This is a genomic window from Collinsella sp. AM41-2BH, assembly GCF_003468085.1.
GTDB lineage: Bacteria > Actinomycetota > Coriobacteriia > Coriobacteriales > Coriobacteriaceae > Collinsella.
This window is the reverse complement of the sequence record NZ_QSGH01000001.1, coordinates 227,971-254,495: the sequence shown is the minus strand read 5'-3', so window position 1 is coordinate 254,495 and position 26,525 is coordinate 227,971. Positions and strand designations below refer to the sequence as shown.

Below are 26,525 nucleotides of genomic sequence, written 5' to 3'. Positions count from 1 at the left end.
CGGTGTTGTCGCTGACAGTGGTTTTGTTGGGCTCTACCATTCCAGGTTCCTCCCTCCGCGGAACGCGCCAAAGCCAAAGTGGTCGCAACGCAGGCAGCGGCTTGCCTCCTGGCGTGCCTCTTCCTCGGTAAGGCCCTGCTCGACCAGATTCCAATCGCGGATGCGCTCGCCGGCCTCGCGCTCGCCCAGCTCGCAGCGGCCGCACTCGTGCTTGCCCTTAAACTGCACGGTCGGCAGCTCAACGTCGAGCTTGATCTTGTGGTCGAAGCCCAGGTAGCGGTCGATATTTGCCGAAGCAACGCGGCCGGCGTTGATGGCCCGGATGACGGTGGCGGGACCGGTCTGGCAGTCGCCGCCGCTAAAGAGGCCGTCGAAGTTGGGCACGGCGCCATCCGAATCGGTGACGACGCGACCCCACTTGCAGACGATGCCCATGTCCTCAAACGGCTTGGAATCGATGTCCTGGCCAATGGCCACGAACACGCGCTCGCAGGGAATGACGCGCTCGGGCGTGGCGGCGGCACGCGGGGCCGGACGACCGCGACGGGGCTCGCCGATAATCTGCGGCTGCACGCGCAGGCCGCTCACGCGACCGTCCTCGCCCGTCTCGATGGCGAGCGGCGCCGTCAGCTCCAGAACCTCGCAGCCCTCGGCCTGGGCACCGGCAATCTCGGCGTCCTGAGCCGTCATATCGCAGATGCGGCGGCGGTAGACAATGCTCACCTTTTCGGCACCGCAGCGCACGGCAGAGCGCGCCACGTCCATGGCCACGTTGCCGCCGCCGATGACGCACACGCGCTGGCCGCTCAGGTCGGGCAGCTCGTCGTCACCGATGGCGCGCAGCATCTTGACGGCCGACTCCACGCCGGGCGCCTCTTCGCCCGGAAGGCCGAGCTTCTTATCGCTGTGGGCGCCAATGGCCAGGTAGACGGCATCGAACTCGTCGCGCAGGCGGGCAAGCTCCTCGCCGTTGACGGAGTGATCGAGCTCAACGTCGATGCCGGCGCTCAAAATCCAGTCGATCTCGGCCTGCAGGCGCTCGCGCGGCAGACGATAGCTGGGGATGCCATAGCGCAGCATGCCGCCCAGGTGGTGGCGCTGCTCAAAGATGGTCACCTTATGGCCCATCACGGCCAGGTAGTAGGCGCAGGAAAGGCCGGCCGGGCCGCCGCCGATCACGGCGACGCGCTTGCCGGTGTTGTCCACTACATGCGGCTTGTGGTCGTTGAGCTCACCGTGCTCGACGGCAAAACGCTTGAGGGCGAGGATGTTCATGGGGTCGTCGACCATGCCACGGCGGCAGTGCATCTCGCAGGGATGCTCGCACACCAGGCCGCAGACGAGCGGCAGCGGATTGTTCTTGCGGATGACCTTGACGGCGTCGGCATAGCGGCCGGCCTCGACCAGCGAAATGTACCCGGGAATGTCGACGTGCGCCGGGCAGCCCGAAACGCACGGGACGCGGGCCTCGCGGTCAAAGCCGCAGGAGCGCTCGCGGATGTGATGCTCAAAATCGTCGCGGAAGCCGCGAATGGCCGTGAGTGCCATGGCGCCAGCTTCGTAGCCGATGGCGCAATCGCTCGAAAGATAGATGGTGCGGGCGGTGCGCTCAATCAAGTTGAGCGTGGACTCATCGGCGCGCCCTTCGAGCACATCGGCGAGCAGGTCGCTCAGCGCGCTCAGGCCCACGCGGCAGGGCGTGCACTTGCCGCAGCTCTGGGTGGAGCACAGATTGACGAGCGCTGCCGTAAACTCAACGGGGCACGGGGCGAGCGAACTCACCGCCAGACGACGTCCGAGCGCATCGTGCAGGTCGTCCATGACGGCCTGAGCGTGGCTGCGTTCCATTACGTGCAGTCGAGCCATAAGATCCCCTCTCACATGGCAGCCCGGAGGCGAGGCCGGGCGAAGTTGCTACACGCACAACACTGACCTAAAAAGTTGTTAGGTCTCCACGCAGTTCGGCAGGCGGTATGAAATGTCACCCTCGGCGGTGAAATAGAACATTACCGCAGATAAATGCCATATTTGGTAAAACGCGTTACCAAATGACAATGCCCCGCCCACGCAATCACGTGGACGGGGCATTGCTCCAGGTATGCGGCCAGCGACCCTGTTGCTTTTACTTAAGCTCGGGCCAGTAACCCTTGTTGGCCTCGATCATGTCGTCGAGAACCTCCTTGGCGACCTTCATCGAAGGCACGGTCTTGTTCAGCGTAAAGGCCTTGAGCGCCTTCTCGTAAGAACCCTCGATCGTAGCCTCGACCACGAGCTTCTCGGAGTTCAGCTGCTGCATCATGAGGCCCTGCTGGAACAGAGGAATGTTGTCGCGGCTGATGACCTCGGGGCCATTCTTGCCAATGTAGGCAGGCAGCTCGACCATAGCGTCGTAGGGCATGTTGGGGATAGCGCCCTTGTTCTCGCAAATGACCAGGAAGCGCTGCTTGGTGTCGTTCTTCAGAGCGATAGCCAAATCGGCAATCCAGTCGCCGTGGCTGCCCGCATAGAACGTGCTCTCGTCGATCTCGCCCGTCTTCTCGTAGTGGTCGATGCCGTCGAAGAGGTTCTTCTCACGCGTCTCCTCAACCTCGTTAGCACGGGTGCGCTCGGGGTTGGAATGCTCGACGAACTCCTTCTGCTGCAGGTAGTAGTTCAGATACGTGTTGGGCAGGTACTCCGGGAAGCACTCCATGATCTCGTACTCGCCCTTCCAGACGTAGTACCAGCTGCCCTTGGTGTGGCGGTTCTGCTCGGGGTGCTCGTCAGTGGCCTCCTCGGGCTTCTTTGCCATGAGCGAGCCCATGCCCTTGAGGTAGGAGTCGGGCAGCAGAATCTCATGCTCCTTGATGTACTCGCGCAGCTGCGGGAGCACCTCCTCGCCCTTGTGGCGGATCGAGGTGAACCAACCAAAGTGGTTGAGGCCAAAGTAATCGTACTCGACATCCTTCTTGTCGATATCGAGTGCGGCGCAAACCACGTCGATGATCGCGATCGGCATGTCGCAGATGTTGATGATGCGAGCGTTGGGACGCAGCACGCGGCAGCCCTCGGACACGATGGCAGCAGGGTTGGAGTAGTTGAGAATCCAGTAGTCCTTCTTAGCGTACTTCTCAACGTCATCGATCAGCTCGACCATGGGGAAGATGGTGCGCATGCCGTAGGCAAGGCCGCCGCAGCCGCAGGTCTCCTGGCCCACGCAGCCGTGACGCAGCGGAATCTTCTCGTCCTGCTCGCGCATGGCATAGCCGCCCACGCGCATCTGGGCAAACACGAAGCTCGCGTCCGTAAAGGCAGTCTCCTTGTCGGTGGTCACCGTGAGCTTGATGTCCAGGCCGAGGTCCTCGTGCAAAATCCAGTCCACGAGCACGCCGATCTTGCGCTGGCGCTCCTCGTTGATGTCGTACAGACGAATCTCGTCAACGTCGAGCTCGTCCTTGCGCAGGGCGATGGATTTGACGATGCCGGGGGTAAAGGTGGATCCGCCACCACACAGAGTAATGATCATTGTTTACTGCTCCTTCTCAATTGCGTTTTCGACCTTGTCACGCATCTCGGCGACCTTCATGCCAAAGATGATCTGGATATTATTGCCGTTGCGGTTGATGCCGCTGTTGGGCACGTGGTTGATGAGGTCCTCATTGATGAGGTCCGGGTTCTTAACGTTCACGCGGAGACGCGTAAAGCAGTTCTCGAGCTCCTCGATGTTGTCCTTGCCACCAAGACCTGCGACCAGGTCGGCGATGCCTGCATCGACGCCCTCTGCGGGAGCCGCGGCAACAGCGCCCTGCTTCACCGCGACAGACGCGGCGGCCTCGCCCTCGGCAACGGACTCGGCGAGCTCGGACTCTTCCTCGCGACCAGGCGTGTGGAGGTTGAGCTTCTTAATAAGGAAGGTGAAGAGGAAGAAGTACAGAGCGGCGTTGACGACTCCAAGCACCAGCATAACCGGCCAGTTGGTCTTATCGACACCGAGGACCAGGTTGGAGACCACGATGTTGATGATGCCGCCTGCAGTCGAAGCGGGCACGGAGAGGACCTTGAGCAGGACCAGGAAGATACCGGAAAGAACCGAGTGAACGACAAAGAGCACGGGAGCGGCAAAGACAAAGAGGAAGTCCATGGGCTCGGTGACACAGGAGAGCACGGCGGTGATGATCAGCGGGATGATAACGGCCTTGGTCTTATCCTTGTTCCCCTTGTAAGCGGTGAAGATAAAGGCGAGACCGATACCGATGTAGGGCCACAGGTTGTTGAAGGTGTAGCTGTTGAAGTAGGTGCTATCGGAGAAGGGCTGGCCCGTCATTGCCATCTCGGCGACACGGATGGGATAGGCGCCGGCGATAACCTGATCGCCCAGCGTCAGGGTGCCGCCCACATCGGAGAACTGGAACGGGGTGTAGATGAGGTGATGCAGACCGGTGGGAACGAGCAGCTTGTTGAGCATGCCGTAGATAAACAGACCGATGTTGCCCGACTCCTTAATGATGCCGGCAACGGAGGAGATGGCGCCCTGAACCGGAGGCCAAACGATGCAGAAGCCAGCACCCATGATCCAGGAGATGATGATCATGATCAGGAACGGAAAACGAACGCCCGAGAACATCGAAAGGGCAATGGGGAACTGCTTGTTCGAGTACTTGTTGAACACGGCACCGGTGATGCAACCAAGAATGATGCCGCCAAACACGCCGGTATCGAGCACCTGAATGCCCATAACGGTGCTCTGGCCGGTTCCGGTAAGGCCGAGCATGCCGCTCGCTTCGGCAAGAGAGCCGGTGGCGTTGAGCACGATGTTGTTAGCCTGCAGGAACAGGAAGAACGACATCAGGGCGATCAGCGAAGCATGGCCCTTGTTCTTCTTTGCCATGGCGCCGGCGATGCCCACGCAGAACAGAATCGAGAGGTTGTTGATGATAAACATCAGCGACTGATAGACAACGGCGCCCACAAGCTGGAACGGACCGGAGCCCAGCACAGGGATCACGGCGCAGATGGTCTTGTTGGTCAGAATAATGCCCACGATGAGCAGAATGCCGGCAACCGAGAGATACATCATCGGCTGAACGATCGACTTCGCGAACACCTCCAACGGCGCTTTGAAATTGAACTTCTTTTTTGCGGTCATAGCGGTACTCCCCTTCCTTTTCCGCAAATTAAGACAGATGTGCCCTGGACAAGACCGTGAGCCTTGCCTTATATCAATCGATGTGTGGGCACGTTATGCCTAGAGACCAGGTTCTCCAAGCAGGTTAACAATGTGATATGCGAGATAACTCTTCTCGGCATCGGTAACGACAACGTTATAGGTAGACGCTAAGTGGTCGGCAATTGACTCCGCGCACGAGAACGCCCTCGGATACGCCGTTTCATCGATACGGAACAGCGCGTCGCCATTGACCTGCCCCGCCGCGGGATCGAGCGCTCGCTGCGCAAAAAACTGCAGATGGCGAACGAAACGCTCGTACGGCAACGAGGTGACGTCAAGGGTCGTGGCATAGCGCTCGGAAACAATCGCAAGCACGTCGCGAACAAGCTGGACCGAAACAATCAGACGGTCAGAGCGCTGCGGCATGGTGGCGTTGACGATATGCAGCGTAATAAAACCCTGCTCTTCTTCGCTCATCTGGATGCCCATATACTCCTTGATAATCTGCAGCGCACGGCCCGCAAGCGCATACTCCTTGCGATAGAACTGCTGGATCTCGAGCAGCAACGGATTCTCGCAGGGGACGCCCTTACGCTCGCGCTCCAAAGCAAGACTGATATGGTCTGCGAGAGCAATGAGAATCTTGTCGTTGATATCAACATTGAGCTCTCGACGGAGCATCTGAACAATGTCCTCGGAAATCACGAGGTTGACGGTGGGAATGGACTCCAAAAGATGTGCCAAGCGGTCAATCGTGCGCGAATCCTGAGAAGTGCCCTCCTGCAGCGCATAGGTCTTTTCGACCGATGCCTCATCGATAGCGTCGCCGGCATGGCGGCCAAAGCAGAGGCCTCGGCCGATGACGATGAGCTCGGAGCCATCGTCCGAAGTGACCATTGCGACGTTATTGTTGAAAACTCGCTTGATAACCACGGTACCCACCACAAGAATTTACTCGGAAAGCCAGACGACAGGCTCTTTAGCAGCAACAGGGCCGGAAGCATGCTCACGAAGAGTCGAGTTCTCCGAGCGCTCGCACACGATAACGAAGACCGTGGGGTCGAAGCCAGCGGCGCGAACCGCGTCGAAATCGACCTCGACGAGGGGCTGGCCCGCATCGACATGGTCACCCTGAGCAACAAGCGCATGGAAGCCCTTGCCCTCAAGTTTAACAGTGTCGATTCCGATATGCAGCATCACCTGAGCAGAGCTGTCGTCGGACATGATGCCCAGCGCGTGCTCAGTCGGAAACAGCGCCGCGACGGTGCCGGAAACAGGAGCGCACACCGTTCCCTCTTGGGGAACCACGGCAACGCCATCGCCCACGGCACGGCTGCTAAAAGCGGGGTCATTGGTATTTTCTAGATGAACCAGCTCGCCGGAAACGGGAGCGAGGATTTCGAACTCGGAAGCTGCAGTCTTCTGCTCATCCGAACCGCCCATCAGGCGAGAAAAGAAACCCATGGTGGCATGTCCCTTCATAAATATAGCCCAACCAAAATCAAGCGAATGCATCCATAGAGACACACCCGTTCAAAGACTTTGGTTAGGCCCACGTCCGAGGGACTCGGTAACCTTCCGCATTTCTTTTTACGGGAGTTATTGTAGACAAGCCCAAAGCCAGAACAATCATTATGACCGGTGAGCGGTATTTTTTCTTCGATAAACGGTATTTAGGCGGCACTTAGGGACGTTCCTTTCCCGCCGGCACCCAGGGACACTCCTTGCAGCAATTTCGCATGCGTTAGATGAAGAGCTCGCATTCCTTCCGCACGACGCAAGCCTTGCTCAGCATCTGGGAAACAGCGGATAGCTTGTTGGGATCAAGCTTGCGAGCGCCTCGCGGGCATACGGCGATGCAGCGCATGCAGGAGATGCACGCCTCGTCAGCTGCTCGCTTGGGGTCGCCCTTGTCGATAGCACAAACGGGACACGCCGCGGCGCATGCACCGCAGGAGACGCATTCCTCTGTTGCCTCGGGTGCCATACGGCGACCTCCAGCTTGTTTATAAGGACGATTGCCGGGGATAGAGGGCTCGGACGCATCCTCAGCCAACAGCTTTTGCTGAATTTGCTGCGCAAACTCTGCGAGCTGCGCCGCATCCTGCGCATCCGGTCTCCCAGCAGCAAACTGACGAGCAACGGAATGCTCAGCAATAGCAGAAACAGCTGCAACCACCCTAAATCCGGCGCGCTTCGCAACGTCCTCCAGCTCTACGAGCGTGTCCTCAAACGCGCGGTTTCCGTATACACAAACCAAAACAGCCCGAGCCCCGTTGCCGCGCACCATGCCCAACCGGTCAGCCACCACAGCCGGGATTCTACCGGCATACGCCGGCACAGAGATTACGGCCACGTCGTCCTCAGCCATCGAGACAGCGCTGAGATCTAGCCCGCTATCGGTCAGATCGACGGTAACGGTATTATTGTCCAGCGCCCCGGCCACAAGGCCAGACACCTTCCGCGTTCCACCCGTCGGACTAAACACAATTTCGAATACGCTCATCGAGGCACCCTCTCCCTACGCCTGGCAACGCGTCAAGCCGTTTTCACATTCAGACAGAGTATACGGCGCATGGGGGGAGCTCCCCGTTTTGGTGCGCCAGGCACCCCAATGCACCCACCCTACGCTGTCTGCCTCTTCGTTTTGTATAAATTACGGTACAGATTGTATATATTTACGGGATACCGCCGCGTTCTCCTGAGGTACCCCATCCTGGCCCGTGCAAAAAACGGAGTATTCTGCAACGTGACCGCGCCAGCACCGCCGCGGGTGGGCAAAACTGTAGGGCGCCGTATCATTCTAAGTCCCGACATGGCGAGAATGACGCGCCCCCTGCTCCGGAAAACGGCGAAATCTGACTCGGAACGCTCGCTAGGGATATCCGAAGGCCACCGTTGGCGACGTCGAATCATATGCAGACAACTCGAACTGCAGAATACTCCAAAAAATGCACGGCGCACCCCATAGGACCCATTGCTGCATGGCAGGAAACAAGCCCACGGCATCCTCTAGATGCATTCCCGAGGAAATCACATTTGAACTAGCGATCGGATACGGCAAACAAAAGGGCCCCGAACGTAGTTGCTCGGGGCCCTTGGTTCACCTCGCTCTAGCGGGCGATGCGTATGTTATTTGCGCTTGCCGCCGCCGTCGCCGGGGCGACGGGAGCTGCTACCGCGCTTGCCGCCACGGCTGTTGCCATAGCTGCCACGATTATCGCGACCGCCGGCACGGCCGCCGCGGGAGCCGGCCTGGTTGCCGCCACGCCCGCCACGATAGCCGCCACGACGCTCATCGCGGGTGTCGTCGTAGTTGCGCCAGTCATCGCGACGATCGCGGCTGGCACGCGGGTCGCGACGATCGCGCGACTCATTCGAACGACCGGCGCCGCTGCGGCCACCGTTGCCACGAGCGCCCTCGCGACGCTCACCACCGCGGCCGCCCTCGCGGCCTCCGCGCTCGTCAAAGCGCTTGCCGCCGCGGGACTCGCCACCGCGGGTACCACGCTCGTCACGCGAACCACGGCCTTCGCCGCCGCGACGCTCATCACGGCCACCACGCTCGCCATCGCGACCGGAGCGACGACGGTCACCCGAACCGCGCTTGCCACCGCGCGAACCGCGGCCCTCGTCTTCGCGCTCAACACGACGACGACCGCCACGGTCCTCGTCTTCACGACGACGGCGGTGCGCTTCGCCCTGGAACTGCTTGGCACGGCGCTCGGCACGGTTGCCACGCGGGGTCTGCTCGACAGCAGCAGCACCCCCGCGCTCCTCGGCAGCCACCTCGCGAGCCACGCTCTCCACAGCCTCGTCCACGCGAGCCTGAACGCCCTCGCGCACGCGGGTCTTGCCGCCGCGCTTGGGACGGCTCGGACGCTCGCCGTCGCCGCGACGCTCATCGCGACCGCGGTTGGAACGACCGGCAACATCGCCGTAATCGTCGCCGTTGCGCTTGCCGTCGCGACGTGCCTGCTCGAGCTTCTTCTTGCTCTTGGACTTGCCGCGCTTGGTCTTCTTCTTCACCTTAAAGGCCGCAGGGTCGCGCTCGGGATCAACCGCGGGCGGGTTGGGACCCACATGCAGGTCGCCGGCCTCGTAGATGTCGGCGGTCTTGTCCATGAGCTTCTCGATCTCATAGAACTCATCGACGTCCTGCTCGGTCACAAACGTGATGGCCCAGCCCAGCTCACCGGCACGGCCCGTGCGGCCGATGCGGTGGATGTAATCGGTCGGCTCGGCCGGCACGTCAAAGTTCACGACATAGCGCACGTCGCTGATGTCGATGCCGCGGGCAAGCACGTCGGTTGCCACCAGCACGTCGACGGTACCGTCGCGGAAGGCCGAGAGCGCGCGCTCGCGCTGGGCCTGACTACGGTTGCCGTGAATCGCGGCGGCGTTGATGCCCTTACGCTCCAGACGACGGCAGCAGCTGTCGGCGCGGTGCTTGGTACGCATAAAGACGATGGTGCGCTCCGGACCCTCCTTCTTGAGGAACTCGGGCAGCAGGTTGTTCTTGGCCTCGATGGACACCGGGAACACAAACTGGTCGACGGTGTCGGCGGTCGACGTGGCAGGCGCGATCTCCACGCGGGCCGGATCGCTCACCAGGTCGGTGATCTCGCCCACGGCCTCCTCGTCGAGCGTGGCCGAGAACAGCAGCGTCTGGCGCTCGGCCGGCGTCTCGCGCACGATGCGGCGGACGGCGGGCAAAAAGCCCATGTCGAGCATGCGGTCGGCCTCGTCCAGCACCAGCACCTTGACCTCGTCCAGGTGGCAAGCGCCCTGCTCGATCAGATCGACCAGACGGCCCGGCGTGGCGACCAGAATGTCGCAGCCGTACTTGAGCGCCGCGGTCTGCGGCTTGTAGCTCACGCCGCCCACGACGGTCACGGCAACATGGCCGGTGACGTCGGCAATCTTGCTGGCGACCTCGTCGATCTGCTGTGCGAGCTCGCGCGTGGGGGTAATGACGAGCATCACGGGGCCGCGGCCGTTGCCCTCGGGCTTCTTGGCGCCGCGACGGCGGTTGCGGCCGCCGCGCTCGCGCACGGGCTTGGGCGGAGCAATGTGCTCCAGATTGTTCATGGTCGGCAGCAAGAAGGCGGCCGTCTTGCCGGTGCCGGTCTGAGCGGCGGCAAGCAGGTCGCGGCCCTCGAGCACCACGGGGATCGAGCCGGCCTGCACGGGCGTGGGCGCCGTGTAGCCCAGGTTCTCGATGGCACGAAGCATCTCGTCCGAAAGTCCCAGCTCGTCAAAGGCGGGCAGGTTCTCGGTCGCGGACTCGACGGCCTGGGCAGCATTGGCCTCGTCGGCAGCATCGAAGGCAGCCTGGGTCATGGCCTCGCGGGTCTCGTCCAGAATCTCGGCGTCCGTGACGTCAGATACAGAATTACGCATATGTTGTTGTTCCTTATCTGCACGCGTTATGGGCACGGCATGCAGCCGCGCGGGGCGTGCTTGGTAGTGCGCTAATACATACAAAACAGGTGCGCACAGAGAGGACGTTGCTCAGCACGCTGGCGATCGCTTTGGCAGCCCTATCACGCGCCGTCCAGACGCAGCGGCCCTAAGCGATGGAGCAGATTCGCCGCCGGTTAGTATACCCGCGCTTCGCATGCCCCCACGTAAACCACAGATGACGGGGCGGGTCTGGGCCGATTGTCTCAATCTGTAACAGTTACGAGACAAAACCGGGTCTACACGTTACAGATTGAGACGAACTCAAACATCGCAAAACATAATCTCGATCTGTAACAGTTAGAGGTCATTTTCCCCGCTAGATGTTACAGATCGAGATGTTTGACATGAGCTGCCACCGATTGAGCAGCCACCCTCATCTGTAATGAAAAGTCATACATTCCAACTATTACTGGACACCCCCAGGGGGTATGGGTGTATAGTATCGGTTGGTTAACATTTCCGACACTACGTCACAGAAAGGAGAAACCATGGCTCAAGATAAGTTCGACGTGGGCGGCATGACATGCGCCGCCTGCCAGGCGCACGTGGACCGTGCCGTGAGCAAGCTCGATGGCGTCGAGAGCGTCGCGGTCAATCTGCTCGCCGGCTCCATGATGGTCGACTATGACCCCGCGCAGGTCACCCCCGACGACATCTGCACCGCCGTCGATCGTGCTGGCTACTCGGCCTCACCCGTCAGCACGGGCACCGACGCCGCCCAAAGCGGCAGTACGCAAGCCAGGTCCGGCGCCGCCCATATGGAGTCGCCCACCAAAAAACTGGAGGCCGCCGCCTCTGCCATGCGCACTCGTCTCATCGTCTCGATCGTATTCCTCATCCCACTGTTCTACATAGGCATGGGGCACATGCTTGGCTGGCCGCTGCCCGGCATTTTCACCGACCATACCCACAGCATGACGCTCGCCCTCACCGAGCTCGTCCTGCTTATCCCCATCGTCTATGTCAACGACGCGTACTTTATCAACGGGTTTAAATCGCTCGCGCACGGCGCGCCCACCATGGACGCCCTTATTGCCGTGGGCGCCACCGCTTCCGTCGCCTGGTCGTTCTATGCCATGTTTATCATGGCCGACCAGCTGGCCGCCGGGCAAATCCACGAGGCCATGATGACGAGCATGGGCAACCTGTATTTTGAGAGTGCGGGCACGATCCTGTCGCTCGTCACCGTGGGCAAATACCTCGAGACACGCAGCAAATCCAAGACCGGCGGCGCCATCGAGGCGCTCATCGACCTGGCGCCCAAGAGCGCGACCGTCGTGGCAGAGGACGGCACCGAGACCACCGTCGACGTCGACAGCATCCTTCCCGGCCAGGTCCTGCGCGTACGCCCCGGAGAGTCCATCCCCGTCGATGGCGTGGTGCTCGAGGGCAGCTCGGCCGTGGACGAGAGTGCGCTCACCGGCGAGTCCATCCCCGTGGAAAAGACCGCCGGTGCCACCGTCAACGCGGCCACGGTCAACCGCACGGGCTCGTTTACCTTCCGCGCCACGCGTGTGGGCGCCGACACGTCGCTCGCCAAGATTATCCAGCTCGTCGAGGACGCCAACACCACCAAGGCGCCCATCGCCCGCATGGCCGACAAAGTCGCCGGCGTGTTCGTGCCCGTGGTGTTTGTAATCTCTGCCGTAACTTTTGTGGCGTGGATGGTGCTGACCGGAAGCATCAACGAGGCGCTCACTTCCGCTGTCGCCGTGCTGGTGATCAGTTGTCCGTGCGCGCTCGGCCTGGCCACGCCCGTCGCCATTATGGTGGGCACCGGCAAGGGCGCCGAGATGGGCATTCTGTTTAAGAGCGCTGAGGCGCTGGAGAACCTGCGCAGCGTGGGCACCGTGGTGCTCGATAAGACGGGCACGGTCACCCGCGGCAAGCCGGCCGTGACCGACATTGTGGTTGTCGCGCGCGCCGACGGCTCGCCCGCTATGAGTGAAAAGGCGTTACTGAAGCTCGCTGCCGCGCTGGAGCGCTCGAGCGAGCACCCGCTGGCCGAGGCGATCATGGCCGAGTGCGAGTCGCGCGGAATCGTGGCGCGCACGGTCGAGGACTTTGCCGCCGTGCCTGGACGAGGCGTTACGGCGCGCGAGGGACAAAACGTCATCGCTGCCGGCAACGTGCGCCTGATGGTCGAGCTGGGCGCGAAGGTGCCCGCCGGCCTTGCCGAGCAATTTGCCGCCGAGGGCAAGACGCCGCTGTTCTTTGCCAAGAACGGCGAGCTTGTCGGCACCATCGCCGTGGCTGATGAGGTCAAGGAGACGAGCGCCGAGGCCATCGCCGCGCTCCGCAAGCTCGGCGTCGATGTGCGCATGCTCACTGGCGACAACCGCGTGACGGCCGAGGCCATCGCCCGCCGCGTGGGACTGAGCAGCGAGCAGGTCATCGCCGACGTCCTCCCCGCCGACAAGGAACGCCACGTGCGCGAACTGCAGGATGCGGGCGGCAAGGTCGCCATGGTGGGCGACGGCATCAACGACTCCCCCGCCCTGGCGCGCGCCGACGTGGGCCTTGCTATCGGCACCGGCGCCGACATCGCCAAGGAGGGCGCCGACGTGGTACTCATGCGCAGCGACCTCATGGACGTCGCCCGAGCCATCGAGCTTTCACGCGCCACGATCCGCAACATCAAGCAGGACCTGTTCTGGGCACTGTTCTACAACGGCATCGGCATTCCGCTGGCGGCGGGCGTGTTCTTCCCGCTCACCGGATGGCAGCTCTCGCCGATGTTTGGCGCCGCGGCCATGAGCCTGTCGAGCGTGTGCGTCGTAAGCAATGCTCTGCGCCTGCGAACCTTTAAGCCTAAAGTGGCAAAATAGGCTCACTATTACGTCCATTTAGAACGGGTTTTCCAGGTGCCAGAGATTGACCTGAAAGAGGAGCGACGCGTACTTTGGTACGCGAGCGACGGCTTGAAGGTCAAGGTCGGGTGTCTGGGAAAGCCGACACAACAGAGAGGAATACCGATGCGATACACAATCAAGACTTCCGGCCTCATGTGCGGCCACTGCGACGCCACCGTCGAGACGGCGTTGCTCAACGTTGCCGGCGTGACCGACGCCGATGCCGATCACGAGACTCAGACCGTCCAGGTGGAGTGCGCCGACACCGTGACCGCCGAGCAGCTCGCCGCCGCTGTCGAGGCCGCGGGTGAGAAGTTCCACGCCCTTTCGGTGACCGCCGCGTAACGACCCGCAGGTACCCCCCCCGACCAGAAACGAGGACCCGCCATGATGGCAGACCACAAATCGGTAACCCGCATGCTCAAGACGGCACGCGGCCAGATCGACGGCATCTTGCGGATGGTCGATGAGGACCGTTACTGCGTCGATATTTCCACGCAGCTCATGGCAACGCAGGCGCTCATTGCGCGCATCAACGCCGACGTGCTCAAGGCGCATATCGAGGGCTGCGTGACTTCGGCAATCGAATCGGGCGACGAAGACCTCAAGGCCGCCAAGCTCGCCGAGATCGAACGCGTCGTCGACAAGCTCTCCAAGTAATTGGGGCATTGGGGACGGACTGCTTTGCACCTTCTTGGTGCATCGGGGACAGGTATGTTTGCACCACCTTGGTACAGATTGACCTGTCCCCCTTGCTCTAAATCGGGTATAAAGGCGTGCAGCATATCGAACGAAAGGCAATTTGCATGAATGACTTTATGAAGGGCCGCAATGGCGCCGATGAGCTCACCATCGTTATGGGCTTTGTCGGCATCGTCATCGCGATGATCGGATCGATAGCCCATATCCAGTGGCTCAGCTGGATTGCCATCGCCGTAATCGTGATTGGCGTGCTGCGCGGCCTGTCCAAAAACATCGACGCACGTCGCAAGGAAAACGCGGCCTTTGTCGCCGCGACCGCTAACGTCCCCGGCCTGGGCAAGTTCGTAGCGAGCTTGGGTAGCGGCGCCGCGGCTGCCAACGCCTCGCGCACGGCCGGTACCAGCAAGGAAGACTTTGAGCGTGCCAAGCGCACGGCCAAGAAGATGTGGAAGGGTCGCAAGACCACAGCATACCTCAAGTGCCCCAACTGCGGCCAGATGCTCTCCGTCCCCAAGGGCAAAGGCAAGATCCGCGTCACCTGCCCCAAGTGCCACGCCAAGATGGAAACCCGCTCCTAACGCCCGCACGCGGGACAAATTAATCAGGTTTGTTTGTCCCAAATCTTAAGTATTTGTTCGATAAAAAAGCCGAGGCCTCGTGTTGAGACCTCAGCTTTTTGCATGCGGCAACGGAGCTGCCCCTTTGTCACATCTACGCCACACCGTCGCGGGCAAGCTCCTCGGCCAACGCCTCGGCAGGCATGGCCATAATCGCGTCGAGCTCGGCGTCCACCTCGGGAATACGCTTCACCTTGAGCTTGCGTACCAAATCACCGCGACACATCACATGCGTCGGCTCACGCAGAGTGCACAGGTCATCGAGCGGATTCTTGCGCGTCACCAGGATATCGGCGGCCTTGCCGCACTCGATCGTACCGGTCTCGCCGCCCAGCCCCAGCAGCTCGGCGTTGACTTGCGTAGCCGTATGCAGCGCGAAGGCGTTGCTCACACCGACATACTTGGCAAAATAGGCCACCTCACGCCACATGTCGTACTGCGTCACGAACGGGCAGCTTGAGTCCGTGCCCAGGCCCACCTTAATGCCAGCTTCCAGCGCGGCACGGGCGCTCTCGATGATGCCCGAGCACACGATGTCGCCGTTCTTCTTTTGTGTATCGGTCGAATGGGTCTTTTCCGGGTCGAGCAATACAAACGGCAGCGCCGGGCTGATCGTGCAGGTCACGCTCGGCGCGCGTCCCTCGAGCTGTGTGCCCGCGGCGCCGCGATACAGCTCCAGGATCTCGGGCGTCATCGGGGCACCGTGCTCGATCGTGTCGACCCCGGCCTCAAGCGCGGCCTTCACGCCCTCGGTGCTCTCGACATGAGCCATAACCGGCAGGCCCACCTCGTGCGCCGCCTTGCACGCCGCCGCGGCAACATCGATCGGCATGCGCAGCACGCCCGGCTCGCCAACTTCGGTCGCGTCGAACACGCCACCCGTCACGAACAACTTGATGACGTCGGCACCACGAGCGTACAAGTCGCGCACCTGTTCGGCCGCCTCGTCGGGCGTATTGGCGACCTGCGCGAACAGCCCCGCGCCGTGGCCACCCGGCACTGTAACGCCCGTTCCCGGCGCTACCAGACGCGGACCCTGATACTTGCCGGCATCGATAGCATCGCGCACGGCGATGTCGGCAAACAGCGGGTCACCCGCACCGCGCACCGTAGTCACGCCGCTTGCCAGCTGCTGTTGGGCGCTGCCTTTGAGGATGTGGCGAACGATGGCGCGGCCCACGGGATTGTCGAGCTTCTTCATCAGCGCGCCCGCATCACCCGCCGAGACCGGCTTGCCCGAACCGCACAGATGCACGTGCATATTGATGAGGCCCGGCATGAGATACGCCCCTGCCAGGTCGATGACCTCGGCCCCCGCTGGAGCTTGGGCCACAGCGCTCGGTCCCATCCAGGTGATGATGCCACGCTCGACGACCACGGCCATATCGGGCTGCGGCTCCATATGCTCCGAACCATCCAGAACGGTCGCATTGATAAACAATGTGGGACGATCGGCAGATGCCATATCGAGCTCCTCCCTCACGAGCAACTTGAACATTTGTCCATTATCACCCAGTGCGGCAGGGTTGCTGCGGACATATCGGTTAACGGAGAAAGGATGAGACACGGAGAACGGAATGCATTGCAGTCCCATCCCAGCGACATCCGGGAAATGTCTAGATCTGTAACAGGTAGACCGGGTTTTAGCAGCCAGATGTTACAGATCGAGATCTTTCGGCACCGCGTCCAACCTTTGTCTCAATCTGTAACAAGTAGACAGGTTTTCGGCCTCTAGATGTTACAGATCGAGATATTTTAGCGGCAGCCAACCTTCTGTCTCGATCTGTAACAGTTGCGAGGCCAAACGGCCCCTTGTTGTTACAGATCGAGACAAACTCGGCAGGAACAACCACATCCGCGTCAGTTACACCCCTCAGCGCCCATACCACTGCCGCCTCCACTGCTCAGCCAAATCGGCCCACTGCGGAATGCCCGCCAGTCTCATCTTTTCAGCCAGCTTCCCCGGATTCTTGAGCTCATCAAACGTAAACCTCAGCACCTTATGTCCGAGCATCGTCAGATGAGACTCTCGCTGACGTTCTGCCACGAACGGGTCGACCGACTCCCGACCCTCGTCGTTCTGTAAGGCATACTTTCCCTTTCCATCGAGCTCGCCAATCACGCACGTCCCGTCCTCGAGCCTCCAGAAATAATCAACGCGAAACACTTGGCTCGAATCAAGCGGGTCACGAAACTCCACCTGCAACTCTGGCACCGGAAAACCGTATGCAATAAAGAATGCCCGGAACCGAGACTCGCCACCGTTTTCGGACAGCCCGTCCGCATGCGACGCAATCACCTGAGCTCTGCGATATCCGCGTCTGCCCTCGCAATCGGCCTGGAGCCGTTCGCAGAGGTCGTCGCGCGATATGCCCTTCGCCCGCAGCGCAGAATCGGCGATCGCCAGACCATACGAAAACGGCGCACGCAGCAGACAGTCCTTCACCGTGCGCCAAAACGGCGTCACTCGCACGCCGTCGACGCGCTCAAGCGCACCCGCCGCCTGCGGACGCAACAGCCGGCATCCTGCACTCAGCGGCACCGAGCAACCTGTCTTAACAAGAAATCGCGGCCCAAGCAGATCATTTGGCACCTCCAGACCCCACAAAAGTGCCGCGTCGTAACCCCAAAACGCCCAATCGGGATGAAACTCCGCAAGCCCTTTGATGGTCCGCAGCGCTCGCTCCGTCGGCGTCAACGCATCCCAATCATGCTGAAAACAGAACAGGTGCGACTCAGGCTCCGCGATATCGTCGGTTCCCACATGGCGCCGCAGCCACATGAGCTCGGCATTGTCGTGCGTCACAAGCAGCACGCCTAGTTCAGCCGCCTCCGTGAGCCTGGCAAGCATCCTATTCCGCGCCAACGTGTTGCGAGCCGTATGCTTGTGTTTGAGAACGGTATTAGACACTTCCATCACCACCACATCGGACAAATGGACCATTGTCACCGTTGCCTCCGCTGATAAACGTCTTGATCTGTAACAGTTAGACGTTCTCCAGGCCCCTAAACGTTACAGATTTAGACAAACCAGCGGCGCCCAGGTATTCGTCTCGATCTGTAACAGGTAGACCGGTTTTTTGTCCCTAAACGTTACAGATCGAGACATAAAGGCAGAAGGCAAGGCAGGCGACAACCGTCCATCCCCTACTCCCATTCCTGTTCGTAGATGTTGAGCGACTTTACGTACCGCCCCTGGGCGCCCATGATGTCGCGGACCAGACGCAAGAAGAAGCTGATGCACGAGGTGTCAAAGCCGTCCTGCAGGTCCTCCGGATGCACCGCACCCGGCCCATCGACCGCCGTATCGCTCAGCCGCGCGATGTCATACAGGTAGAGCTGTCCCGCCGTAAGCCAGACATCGTCGACGCAGGCGAGGCGCACCGCAATCGCGCCGTCACTCCAGTGCTCCTTCTGCACGATATGCGGATCGTAGACATCAAAGCGATGATCGGTGCGTGTGTCCTTCAGCGCAACCATGCCGTTCGCAGGATCCTTGTCCAAAATGCCAAAGCGCGAGAAATACTGCGTGTCGCGTACCTGCTCGAGCCGCTTGAGCGAGGCAGGCGAAAGCGATGCCGGCGGCTCGTCAACATACAGCTCGAGCAGCGTCTTGCCATGGCGATAGGGGCGCTCGAAGAGCAGCCAATCGGTAAATGCCATGTTGTAGGCCATGATTTCGTTTTGCGAAGGCTCGGTGCAATAGCTGAGCCACGGGTCGACAATGATCTCGAACTGTTCGCGCGCCGGCTCCAAAAACTGGAACTTCCGCAGCATCCAAAAATGGGCCATGTCGGCAATATCGTTGCCGACGGCTTCGGCTAGCTCTGCTCTGTCAAAAGCGTGGTCAGTCATGGCATCCTCCTCAAACTGATGGACCTCAATTTGAGCTTACGAGGAAGGTGGGCAGCCACGACCAGCGCGGGCAAAATAGGCCTCCGACTGCAAACCAGATACTGACCAAACACTTGACGAAAAGCTTGATCGAAAATGCGCACCGCAACAAAACCGCAGGTAGACATAGACGGCCAACCCGCCCTTTTGAGCCAGATGCCCGCAGCCACCACAGAAACAACAGGTGACCACAGCCCGAGAAGTCGACAAATGAACATCCGTACGTCGACAAACGAGCAAACTGCTCGCAAATCCGCAAGGAGTGTCCCCGAGTGCCGACAGAAAAGGAACGTCCCTAACTGCCGGCACTTAGGCGGCACTTAGGGACGTTCCTTTTGTGCCGGCCGTTGGGGACAGCCCTTGACGATTCAGCTGTGGGCAGCAGCCTTACAGCGCCAGCGCGTCGGCGACTTCGGCAGCGCAGGCCAAGGCGTCGGCCATAGCGTTCACCACGAGCGAGCTGCCGTTGCGAGCGTCACCGGCAACATACACCGGCGCGGCATCCGCGGCGACGCCCTCCGTGCGAGCCGCGAGATGCGAGCCCTCGGCAGCCATCACCGGCAGCGGACGACCAGCGATGGCAACAGGCACGCTCACCGCATCGAACACGCCGTGCTCCGGACCCGTAAAGCCGCAGGCAATGAGCACCAGCTGCGCCGGCACCTCGTGCTCGGAGCCCGCGATGCGCTCGGGCTTTCCCGCCGACCAGTCCAGATCGACCACGCGCAGACCCGCAGCCGCACCCTTCTTGTCCAACAGCACCTCGAGCGTATCCACGCCCCAGGCACGCATCTCACCACCCATCGCAGCGATAGCCTCCTGCTGGCCGTAGTCGGTCTTCTTAACGTTGGGCCACTGCGGCCAGGGGTTGCTCGCCGCGCGCTTATCGGGCGCAGCCGGCAAGAACTCAAACTGGCGCACGCTGCGCGCGCCCTGACGCACCGCGGTACCCACGCAGTCGTTGCCGGTATCGCCACCGCCAATGACCACGACGTCCAGGCCGCGTGCGTTCACCGCGGGCTTGCCGCCATCGAGCACCGAGACGGTCGAAGCCGTCAGGTAGTCCACGGCATACACCACGCCCGGGGCATCAATGTTCGCAGCCGAAAGTCCACGCGGAGCACGGGCGCCGGCAGCCACCACGGCGGCGTCAAAGTCGTCGAGCCTGGCGGTAACCTTGGGATCGCTCACGTCGGCGCCCAGCTCGAACACAATACCCAGCTCGCGCATGAGCGCCACACGACGCTCAACCACGGACTTCTCGAGCTTCATGTTGGGAATGCCGTACATGAGTAGGCCGCCGGGGCGGTCGTCGCGCTCAAACACCGTCACGCGGGCACCGCGACGCGCGAGCTCCCACGCAGCCACCAGGCCAGCCGGGCCAGAACCAACCACGGCGACCGAGGGCGCGTCCTCCCCTGCCGGCTCAAAGCGACGTGGGCCGCCGTTGGCCCACTCATGGTCGCTGATCGCACGCTCGTTATCGTGAATCGTCGTGGGTTGGCCGTCGACCGAGCCCAGGTTGCACGCGGCCTCGCACAGTGCCGGGCACACGCGGCTCGTGAACTCAGGCATGGGCGAGGTGAGCGACAGGCGCTCGGCAGCCTCAACCCAGCGGCCGCGGTACACCAGCTCGTTCCACTCGGGAATCAAGTTGTGCAGCGGGCAGCCGCTCGGACGTGCCTTGCCAAAGCTCGCGCCCATCTGGCAAAACGCCACGCCGCACATCATGCAGCGGCTCGCCTGGGCGCGACGTGCGTCGTCATCGAGCTCCACATACAGGGGATCAAAATCATGACTGCGCTCCTCCACGGGACGCAGCTCGTGGGTCACGCGATCGATATCAAGAAAAGCACCGGGCTTATCCATGGCACTTACGCCTCCTTCTTGGTCGAAGCAACAGGGCTGGCAGCCACGGACGCAGCACCCGCAGCACCGCCCGCAATATCGAAGCGAGCGACATCCGCGGCGCTCGCGCGACCGGTCACGATGTCAAACGCCAGCTCCTCTGCCTGCGCATGCGTCTTACCGGCAGCCTCGCTCGCAGCGACAATCGCCAGCACACGCTCGTACTCGGTCGGAATGACCTTCACAAAGTGCTTGCTCATCGTCTCAAAGCTGTAGAGCAGCTTGATGCCGCGCGGGCTCTGCGTCGCGTCCACGTGCTCCTGGATGAGCTCGCGAATCTGCGCCAGCTCGCCGGCAGTCGGGGCCTTGAGCTCAACGCTCTCGTGGTTCACGCGGGCATCGAGCGTGCCGTACTGGTCAAAAACATAAGCCACGCCACCCGTCATGCCGGCAGCGAAGTTCTGCCCGACCTCGCCCAGGATGAGCGCCAGGCCACCCGTCATGTACTCGCAACCGTGGTTGCCGCAACCCTCGACCACCACGGTGGCACCGGAGTTGCGTACGCCAAAGCGCTGGCCGGCCAGGCCGTTGATGAAGCCACGGCCGCTCGTGGCGCCAAAGAACGCAACGTTGCCCACGATGATGTTCTCGTCGAACTTGTAGGTCGCATGCGGATTGGGGCGCACCGACACCTCGCCGCCCGAAAGGCCCTTGCCAAAGTAGTCGTTGGCGTCGCCGCACACGTTGAGCGTAATGCCGCGCGGCAGGAACGCGCCAAAACTCTGACCGGCTGAACCATCGCAATCGATGGTAATGGAGCCGGCGGGCAGGCCCTCGGGATGCGCCTTGGTCACCGCGTTGCCCAAGATGGTGCCGACGCAGCGGTTGACGTTGGCGATATCGGCGCGGAAGCGTATCGGACGCAGGTGCGCACGGGCATCGGCCGTATAGGGCACAAACAACGTGGAGTCGAGCGTCTTGTCGAGCTCGCTGTCGGCAGCCATCTGCGGCAGGAAGTGACGACCGTCGGCACCCGGGATATGGGCACCGAACTCACAGGTCGCGCTCGCCAGCACGGGCGACAGATCCAGCAGGTTAGCCTTGCGGTTCCCCGGGACCTCGATCTGGCGCAAGCACTCGGGATGGCCGACCATCTCGTCGACGGTGCGGAAGCCCAGGCTCGCCATGACCTCGCGCAGTTGCTCGGCAACAAAGAGCATAAAGTGCTCGACGTGCTCTGGCTTGCCGCGGAAGCCGCGACGCAGGCGGCAGTTTTGCGTAGCGATGCCGGCGGGGCAGGTATCCTGCTGGCAGTCGCGCTGCATGAGGCAGCCCATCGAGATGAGCGGCATGGTCGCAAAGCCAAACTCCTCGGCGCCCAACAGGCAGGCGACAGCAACATCGGTGCCGTCCATGAGCTTGCCGTCGGCCTCGAGCACCACGCGCGAGCGCAGGCCGTTTTGCAGCAGCGTCTGCTGAGCCTCGGCAAGGCCAAGCTCCAGCGGCAGACCGGCGTGCCAGATCGAATCGCGCGCAGCGGCACCCGAGCCGCCATTGTGGCCGCTGATCAAAATCTTGTCGGCAGCGCCCTTGGCCACACCGGTGGCGATGGTGCCGACACCAGCCTCGCTGACCAGCTTGACCGACACGCGCGCACCGGGGTTGGCGTTCTTAAGGTCGAAGATCAGCTCGGCCAGGTCCTCAATGGAGTAGATGTCGTGATGCGGCGGAGGCGAGATCAGGCCGATGCCGGGCGTGGACTGACGGACCTCGGCAATCCAGGGGTAGACCTTCTTGCCGGGCAGGTGGCCACCCTCGCCGGGCTTGGCGCCCTGGGCCATCTTGATCTGAATCTCGAAGGCGCTGCACAGGTAGCGGCTCGTCACGCCAAAGCGCGCACTTGCCACCTGCTTGATCGCGGAGTTCTTGGAGTCACCGTTAGCCAGCGGGGTCTCGCGACGCGGATCCTCACCGCCCTCGCCCGAGTTGGAACGGCCGTGCAGGCGGTTCATGGCGATGGCCATGCACTCGTGTGCTTCCTTGCTGATGGAGCCGTACGACATGGCGCCGGTGTTAAAGCGGCGGACGATGTTGAGCGCGGACTCGACCTCGTCGAGCGAAACCGGCGTGCGGCCGCTGGCATCAAAGTCGAGCAAGTCGCGCAGACGCACGGTACGGCCGGTGCGGTGCAGGCGGGCGCTGTACTCCTTAAAGGTGTCGTAGCTGTCCTCACGGCAGGCGGTCTGCAGCAGGTAGACGGTCTGGGGGTCGATGAGGTGTTCCTCGCCGCCGAGCGGGCGCCACTTGGTCAGGCCCAGCGTGGGCAGCTGATCGGGAGCCGGGCTCTTAAGGATAGCGAGCGCGGCGTCGTAGCGCTCGTTTTGCTCGCGTTCAACGTCCTCGACACCCATACCGCCCACACGGCTCACCGTGCCGGCAAAGTACGCGTTGACGAACTCCGGCGTAAAGCCCACGGCTTCGAAGATCTGCGCCGAATGGTAGCTCTGCACCGTGGAGATGCCCATCTTGGACATGATGGAGACGATGCCGGCGGTCGCAGCCTTGTTGTAGTTGGCGATGCCCTGCTCGGCCGTCACGTCCAGGTCGCCGCGTGCCGCCAGATCGCGGATGCACGCATGTGCGTTGTACGGATAGATGCCGCTCGCGGAGTAGCCCACCAGTGCCGCAAAGTCGTGCGGGGACACGGCGTCACCGCACTCCACCACGATGTCGGCAAAAGTACGAACGCCGGCGCGGATCAGGTGGTTGTGCACGCAGCCCACGGCGAGCAGCGACGGCACGGGCACCTCGCCCGCAGCGGCACGATCGCTCAACACCACAATGTTCACGCCGTCGCGGACCGCAGCCTCAACGTCCTCGGCAAGCTGTTTGAGCGCAGCCTGCAGCGCGCCCTCGCCGGCATCGCGGCGGTAGACGGCACGGAAACGACGGGTCTTAAAGCCAACACGGTCGATGGCACAGATATGCTCGAACTCTTCCTCGTTGAGCAATGGGCGCTCCAAGCGCACCAGCTGACAGGCCGTGCGGGAATCCTCGAGCAGGTTGCCGTGGTTGCCCAGGTAGAGCGTGGTCGAAGTCACCATGTGCTCGCGCAGGGCATCGATCGGAGGATTCGTGACCTGAGCGAACAGCTGATAGAAGTAGTCAAAGAACGAACGCGTCTTCTTGGACAGGCAGGCCAACGGCGCATCGATACCCATCGAGGCGAGCGGGGCCTTGCCCTGCTGGGCCATGGGGCGCACGACCTCGTCAACATCATCCCAGTGATAGCCGAGCTTGGCCATGCGCACGGCGGCGGGCACCTCGGCATCCTCGGCGGGCGCGGGCGCGGCGGGCTCATCGAGCGCGTCGACGGTCAGTGTCTCCTCGGCAATCCAGTCGCGGTAGGGCTTCTCCTTGGCATAGCGGGCGCGCAGCTCGTCGTTGTAGATCACGCGGCCGCGGGCAAAATCGACCTCGAGCATCTGGCCCGGTCCCAGGCAGCCGCTCGTCAGGATGTTCTCGGGGCTCACCTCGATGGTGCCCACCTCGCTTGCCAGCATAAAGCGGCCATCGCGCGTCACGTAGTAGCGGGCGGGGCGCAAGCCGTTGCGGTCGAGGGCGGCGCCCAGCGTGCGACCGTCGGTAAAGGCGATGGCCGCCGGGCCGTCCCAGGGCTCCATGAGCATGGACTGGTAAGCGTCGTAGGCGCGGCGCTCCTCACTCAGGCTATCGTTGTGGTCCCACGGCTCGGGCAGCAACATGGACGCGGCACGCGTGAGCGGGCGACCGTTCATGACCAAGAATTCGAGCACGTTGTCCAGAATCGCGGAGTCGGAACCCTCGCGGTTGATGATGGGCATCACGCGCTCAAGATCGTGCTGCAGCACGGGGCTGTACAGGTTGGGTTCGCGGGCGCGAATCCAGTTGACGTTGCCCTTGAGGGTGTTGATCTCGCCGTTATGGATGATAAAGCGGTTGGGGTGCGCACGCTCCCAGCTGGGCGTGGTGTTGGTGGAGTAGCGCGAGTGGACGAGCGCCACGGCCGTTTTGACGGCGGCGTCGTTGAGGTCGATGAAGAAGCGGCGCATCTGCGTGGCGACCAGCATGCCCTTGTACACGATGGTGCGCGAGCTCATGGAGCACACGTAGAAGATCTTGTCTCGCAGGGCAAACTCGGCATCGGCCTTCTTTTCGATGGTGCGGCGGCACACGTACAGGCGACGCTCAAAGGCATCGCCGGCGGGCGTGTCGTCCGGACGGCCCAGGAAGGCCTGCAGGATAGTGGGCATGCAGGCGCGGGCCGTCTCGCCCAGGTCGTGCGGGTCGACGGGCACCTCGCGCCAAAAGAGCAGCGGCACGCCGGCCTCGGCACAGCCCTCCTCAAACACGCGGCGGGCATCCTCTACGCCCTTGTCGTCCTGCGGGAAGAACAGCATGGCCACGCCATAGTCGCCCTCTGCCGGCAGAATCTGACCGCACTTTTGAGCCTCTTTACGGAAAAAGTGATGCGGAACCTGGAACAGGATGCCGGCGCCGTCGCCGGTGTTCTTCTCGAGTCCCGTGCCGCCGCGGTGCTCCAAGTTGACCAGAATGGACAGCGCGTCGTCCAGAATCTGGTGATGGCGCTCACCGTTGATATCGGCAAGCGCGCCGATGCCACATGCATCGTGGTCGAATTCGGGGCGATAAAGGCCCTGCTGCTGAGCGGAATCTGCCTGCATCGCGATCCTCCCCTAGATATTTAGACAGTCAGTTGAATAGGCATACTAGGAGCATCGCCGACCCGTTGTGTTTCCCACCCGTTTCGAAACAATCGCGTAACGCACGCCCTACGAGTGGACACCGCCGACCTCAAGGGCGACAACATAGGCCCCAAGTTCGGCCTGTTAGCTCACCACTTCAAACATCTCAATCTGTAACACGAAGGCCCAATTACGACGACTAACTGTTACAGATTGAGATGTTTTCGAGAGACATTCCATAGGACCATTTCTTCCTGTCTCGATCTGTAACACCTAGGCCCAATTTCCATCCCTCGTTGTTACAGATCGAGACATTTCGGCAGCCCCCTTTCACCATCCCATTCAAATACAACAATTTTGTTAGTCTTGGTTAACTTTTAAGCTTAAAACGGGTATCCTTTGCGGCGTCAAGCAAACGACACGCACACCGTGCCAGATCAAGGAGGCCCCTATGGCGCACCAAGCAGACCAGCAGACGATGCAACTCGTCCTTATCCGTCACGGAGAGTCCGAGTGGAACAAGCTCAACCTGTTCACCGGCTGGACCGATGTTGAGCTCACCGACACGGGCCGCGAAGAAGCCGCAGCAGGCGGTCGAGCCCTCAAAGAAGCGGGCTTCGACTTCGGCGTCTGCTACACCTCGCGTCTCAAGCGCGCAATTCACACCCTCGACATCGTGCTCGGCCAAATGGATCGCGAGTGGTTGCCCGTCATCAAATCCTGGAAGCTCAACGAGCGCCACTACGGAGCGTTGCAGGGTCTCAACAAGGCCGATGCCGCAGCGGAGCACGGCGACGAGCAGGTGCTCATCTGGCGCCGCTCCTTCGATGTCTGCCCGCCGGCACTCGAGCCGGACGACGCGCGCGATCCCCACACCCAGGAGCAATACCGTGATGTCGCGCCCGATCAGCTGCCCTATACCGAGTGCCTCAAGGACACGATCGCCCGCGCCTGGCCTTATTTCGAAGACGAGATTCGCCCCCAGATGCTCGCCGGCAAGCGCGTACTCATCGCCGCACACGGCAACTCCCTGCGCTCACTCGTCATGAAGCTCGAGCACCTCACGCCCGAGGAGATCCTCAAGGTCAACATCCCCACCGGCGTGCCGCTCGTCTACACCTTCGACACCGATTTCAACGTCCTCGACAAGCGCTACATCGGCGACCCGGCGACCATCGCCGCCAAGATCGACGCCGTGGCCAATCAGGGCAAAGCGCACAAGTAGCCCCAACCCAAATCCGACGCGTGGCGCCGC

Annotated in this window: 17 protein-coding genes; 5 read left to right on the top strand and 12 right to left on the bottom strand. The window is 61.8% G+C overall.

Annotated features, from left to right (window positions below):
* Nucleotides 1-33: 33 nt before the first annotated feature.
* The 7 genes from DW899_RS01175 to DW899_RS01145 form a co-directional block, all read right to left on the bottom strand.
* Entirely contained in the window at nt 34-1,866 is a 1,833-nt protein-coding gene (locus DW899_RS01175; protein ID WP_117583958.1) for an NAD(P)-binding protein, read from the bottom strand.
* A 256-nt stretch (nt 1,867-2,122) separates the two neighbouring features.
* Nucleotides 2,123-3,505: a 6-phospho-alpha-glucosidase gene (locus tag DW899_RS01170; RefSeq protein WP_055310193.1), complete on the bottom strand. Its 1,383-nt coding sequence runs from the start codon at nt 3,503-3,505 to the stop codon at nt 2,123-2,125.
* A 3-nt stretch (nt 3,506-3,508) separates the two neighbouring features.
* Nucleotides 3,509-5,125, bottom strand: a complete 1,617-nt coding sequence (locus tag DW899_RS01165; protein ID WP_117790255.1) for a PTS transporter subunit EIIC — start codon at nt 5,123-5,125, stop codon at nt 3,509-3,511.
* A 99-nt stretch (nt 5,126-5,224) separates the two neighbouring features.
* Entirely contained in the window at nt 5,225-6,079 is an 855-nt protein-coding gene (locus DW899_RS01160) for a PRD domain-containing protein (protein ID WP_117799748.1), read from the bottom strand.
* An 18-nt stretch (nt 6,080-6,097) separates the two neighbouring features.
* The gene (locus tag DW899_RS01155) at nt 6,098-6,610 is read right to left on the bottom strand and encodes a PTS glucose transporter subunit IIA (protein ID WP_158566541.1); all 513 of its coding nucleotides are present in this window, start codon (nt 6,608-6,610) and stop codon (nt 6,098-6,100) included.
* 280 nt (nt 6,611-6,890) lie between these two features.
* Nucleotides 6,891-7,652: a 4Fe-4S dicluster domain-containing protein gene (locus DW899_RS01150; RefSeq protein ID WP_117799737.1), complete on the bottom strand. Its 762-nt coding sequence runs from the start codon at nt 7,650-7,652 to the stop codon at nt 6,891-6,893.
* A 626-nt stretch (nt 7,653-8,278) separates the two neighbouring features.
* On the bottom strand, nt 8,279-10,549 hold the full coding sequence (locus DW899_RS01145; RefSeq protein WP_199570236.1) for a DEAD/DEAH box helicase: 2,271 nt from the start codon (nt 10,547-10,549) through the stop codon (nt 8,279-8,281).
* Between the two features lie 551 nt (nt 10,550-11,100).
* On the opposite strand from DW899_RS01145, the gene DW899_RS01140 reads away from it, so the two are divergent.
* From DW899_RS01140 to DW899_RS01125, 4 genes are all read left to right on the top strand, one after another.
* Nucleotides 11,101-13,440 (top strand): cation-translocating P-type ATPase, encoded by a 2,340-nt coding sequence (locus tag DW899_RS01140; RefSeq protein ID WP_117790259.1) that lies wholly within the window; start codon nt 11,101-11,103, stop codon nt 13,438-13,440.
* Nucleotides 13,441-13,587: 147 nt separating this feature from the next.
* On the top strand, nt 13,588-13,809 hold the full coding sequence (locus tag DW899_RS01135; RefSeq protein ID WP_055310331.1) for a heavy-metal-associated domain-containing protein: 222 nt from the start codon (nt 13,588-13,590) through the stop codon (nt 13,807-13,809).
* Between the two features lie 42 nt (nt 13,810-13,851).
* Entirely contained in the window at nt 13,852-14,124 is a 273-nt protein-coding gene (locus tag DW899_RS01130; protein ID WP_055285698.1) for a metal-sensing transcriptional repressor, read from the top strand.
* 146 nt (nt 14,125-14,270) lie between these two features.
* Nucleotides 14,271-14,744, top strand: a complete 474-nt coding sequence (locus DW899_RS01125) for a hypothetical protein (RefSeq protein WP_117716904.1) — start codon at nt 14,271-14,273, stop codon at nt 14,742-14,744.
* A 133-nt stretch (nt 14,745-14,877) separates the two neighbouring features.
* Here DW899_RS01125 and DW899_RS01120 read toward each other — a convergent pair whose 3' ends face one another.
* The 5 genes from DW899_RS01120 to gltB form a co-directional block, all read right to left on the bottom strand.
* Entirely contained in the window at nt 14,878-16,248 is a 1,371-nt protein-coding gene (locus DW899_RS01120; RefSeq protein WP_233509051.1) for an amidohydrolase family protein, read from the bottom strand.
* A 408-nt stretch (nt 16,249-16,656) separates the two neighbouring features.
* Complete coding sequence (locus tag DW899_RS01115; protein ID WP_147349508.1) at nt 16,657-17,718, bottom strand: hypothetical protein; 1,062 nt, start codon at nt 17,716-17,718, stop codon at nt 16,657-16,659.
* Between the two features lie 212 nt (nt 17,719-17,930).
* Nucleotides 17,931-18,638, bottom strand: coding sequence for a hypothetical protein (locus tag DW899_RS01110; protein WP_117716907.1), 708 nt, complete (start codon nt 18,636-18,638; stop codon nt 17,931-17,933).
* A gap of 426 nt (nt 18,639-19,064) precedes the next feature.
* Nucleotides 19,065-20,546: a glutamate synthase subunit beta gene (locus DW899_RS01105; protein WP_117716908.1), complete on the bottom strand. Its 1,482-nt coding sequence runs from the start codon at nt 20,544-20,546 to the stop codon at nt 19,065-19,067.
* 5 nt (nt 20,547-20,551) lie between these two features.
* Complete coding sequence (gene gltB / locus DW899_RS01100; protein ID WP_117716909.1) at nt 20,552-25,249, bottom strand: glutamate synthase large subunit; 4,698 nt, start codon at nt 25,247-25,249, stop codon at nt 20,552-20,554.
* A gap of 499 nt (nt 25,250-25,748) precedes the next feature.
* Here gltB and gpmA point away from each other — a divergent pair, with 499 nt between their 5' ends.
* Nucleotides 25,749-26,495, top strand: a complete 747-nt coding sequence (gpmA, locus tag DW899_RS01095) for a 2,3-diphosphoglycerate-dependent phosphoglycerate mutase (protein ID WP_199412252.1) — start codon at nt 25,749-25,751, stop codon at nt 26,493-26,495.
* Nucleotides 26,496-26,525: the final 30 nt, after the last annotated feature.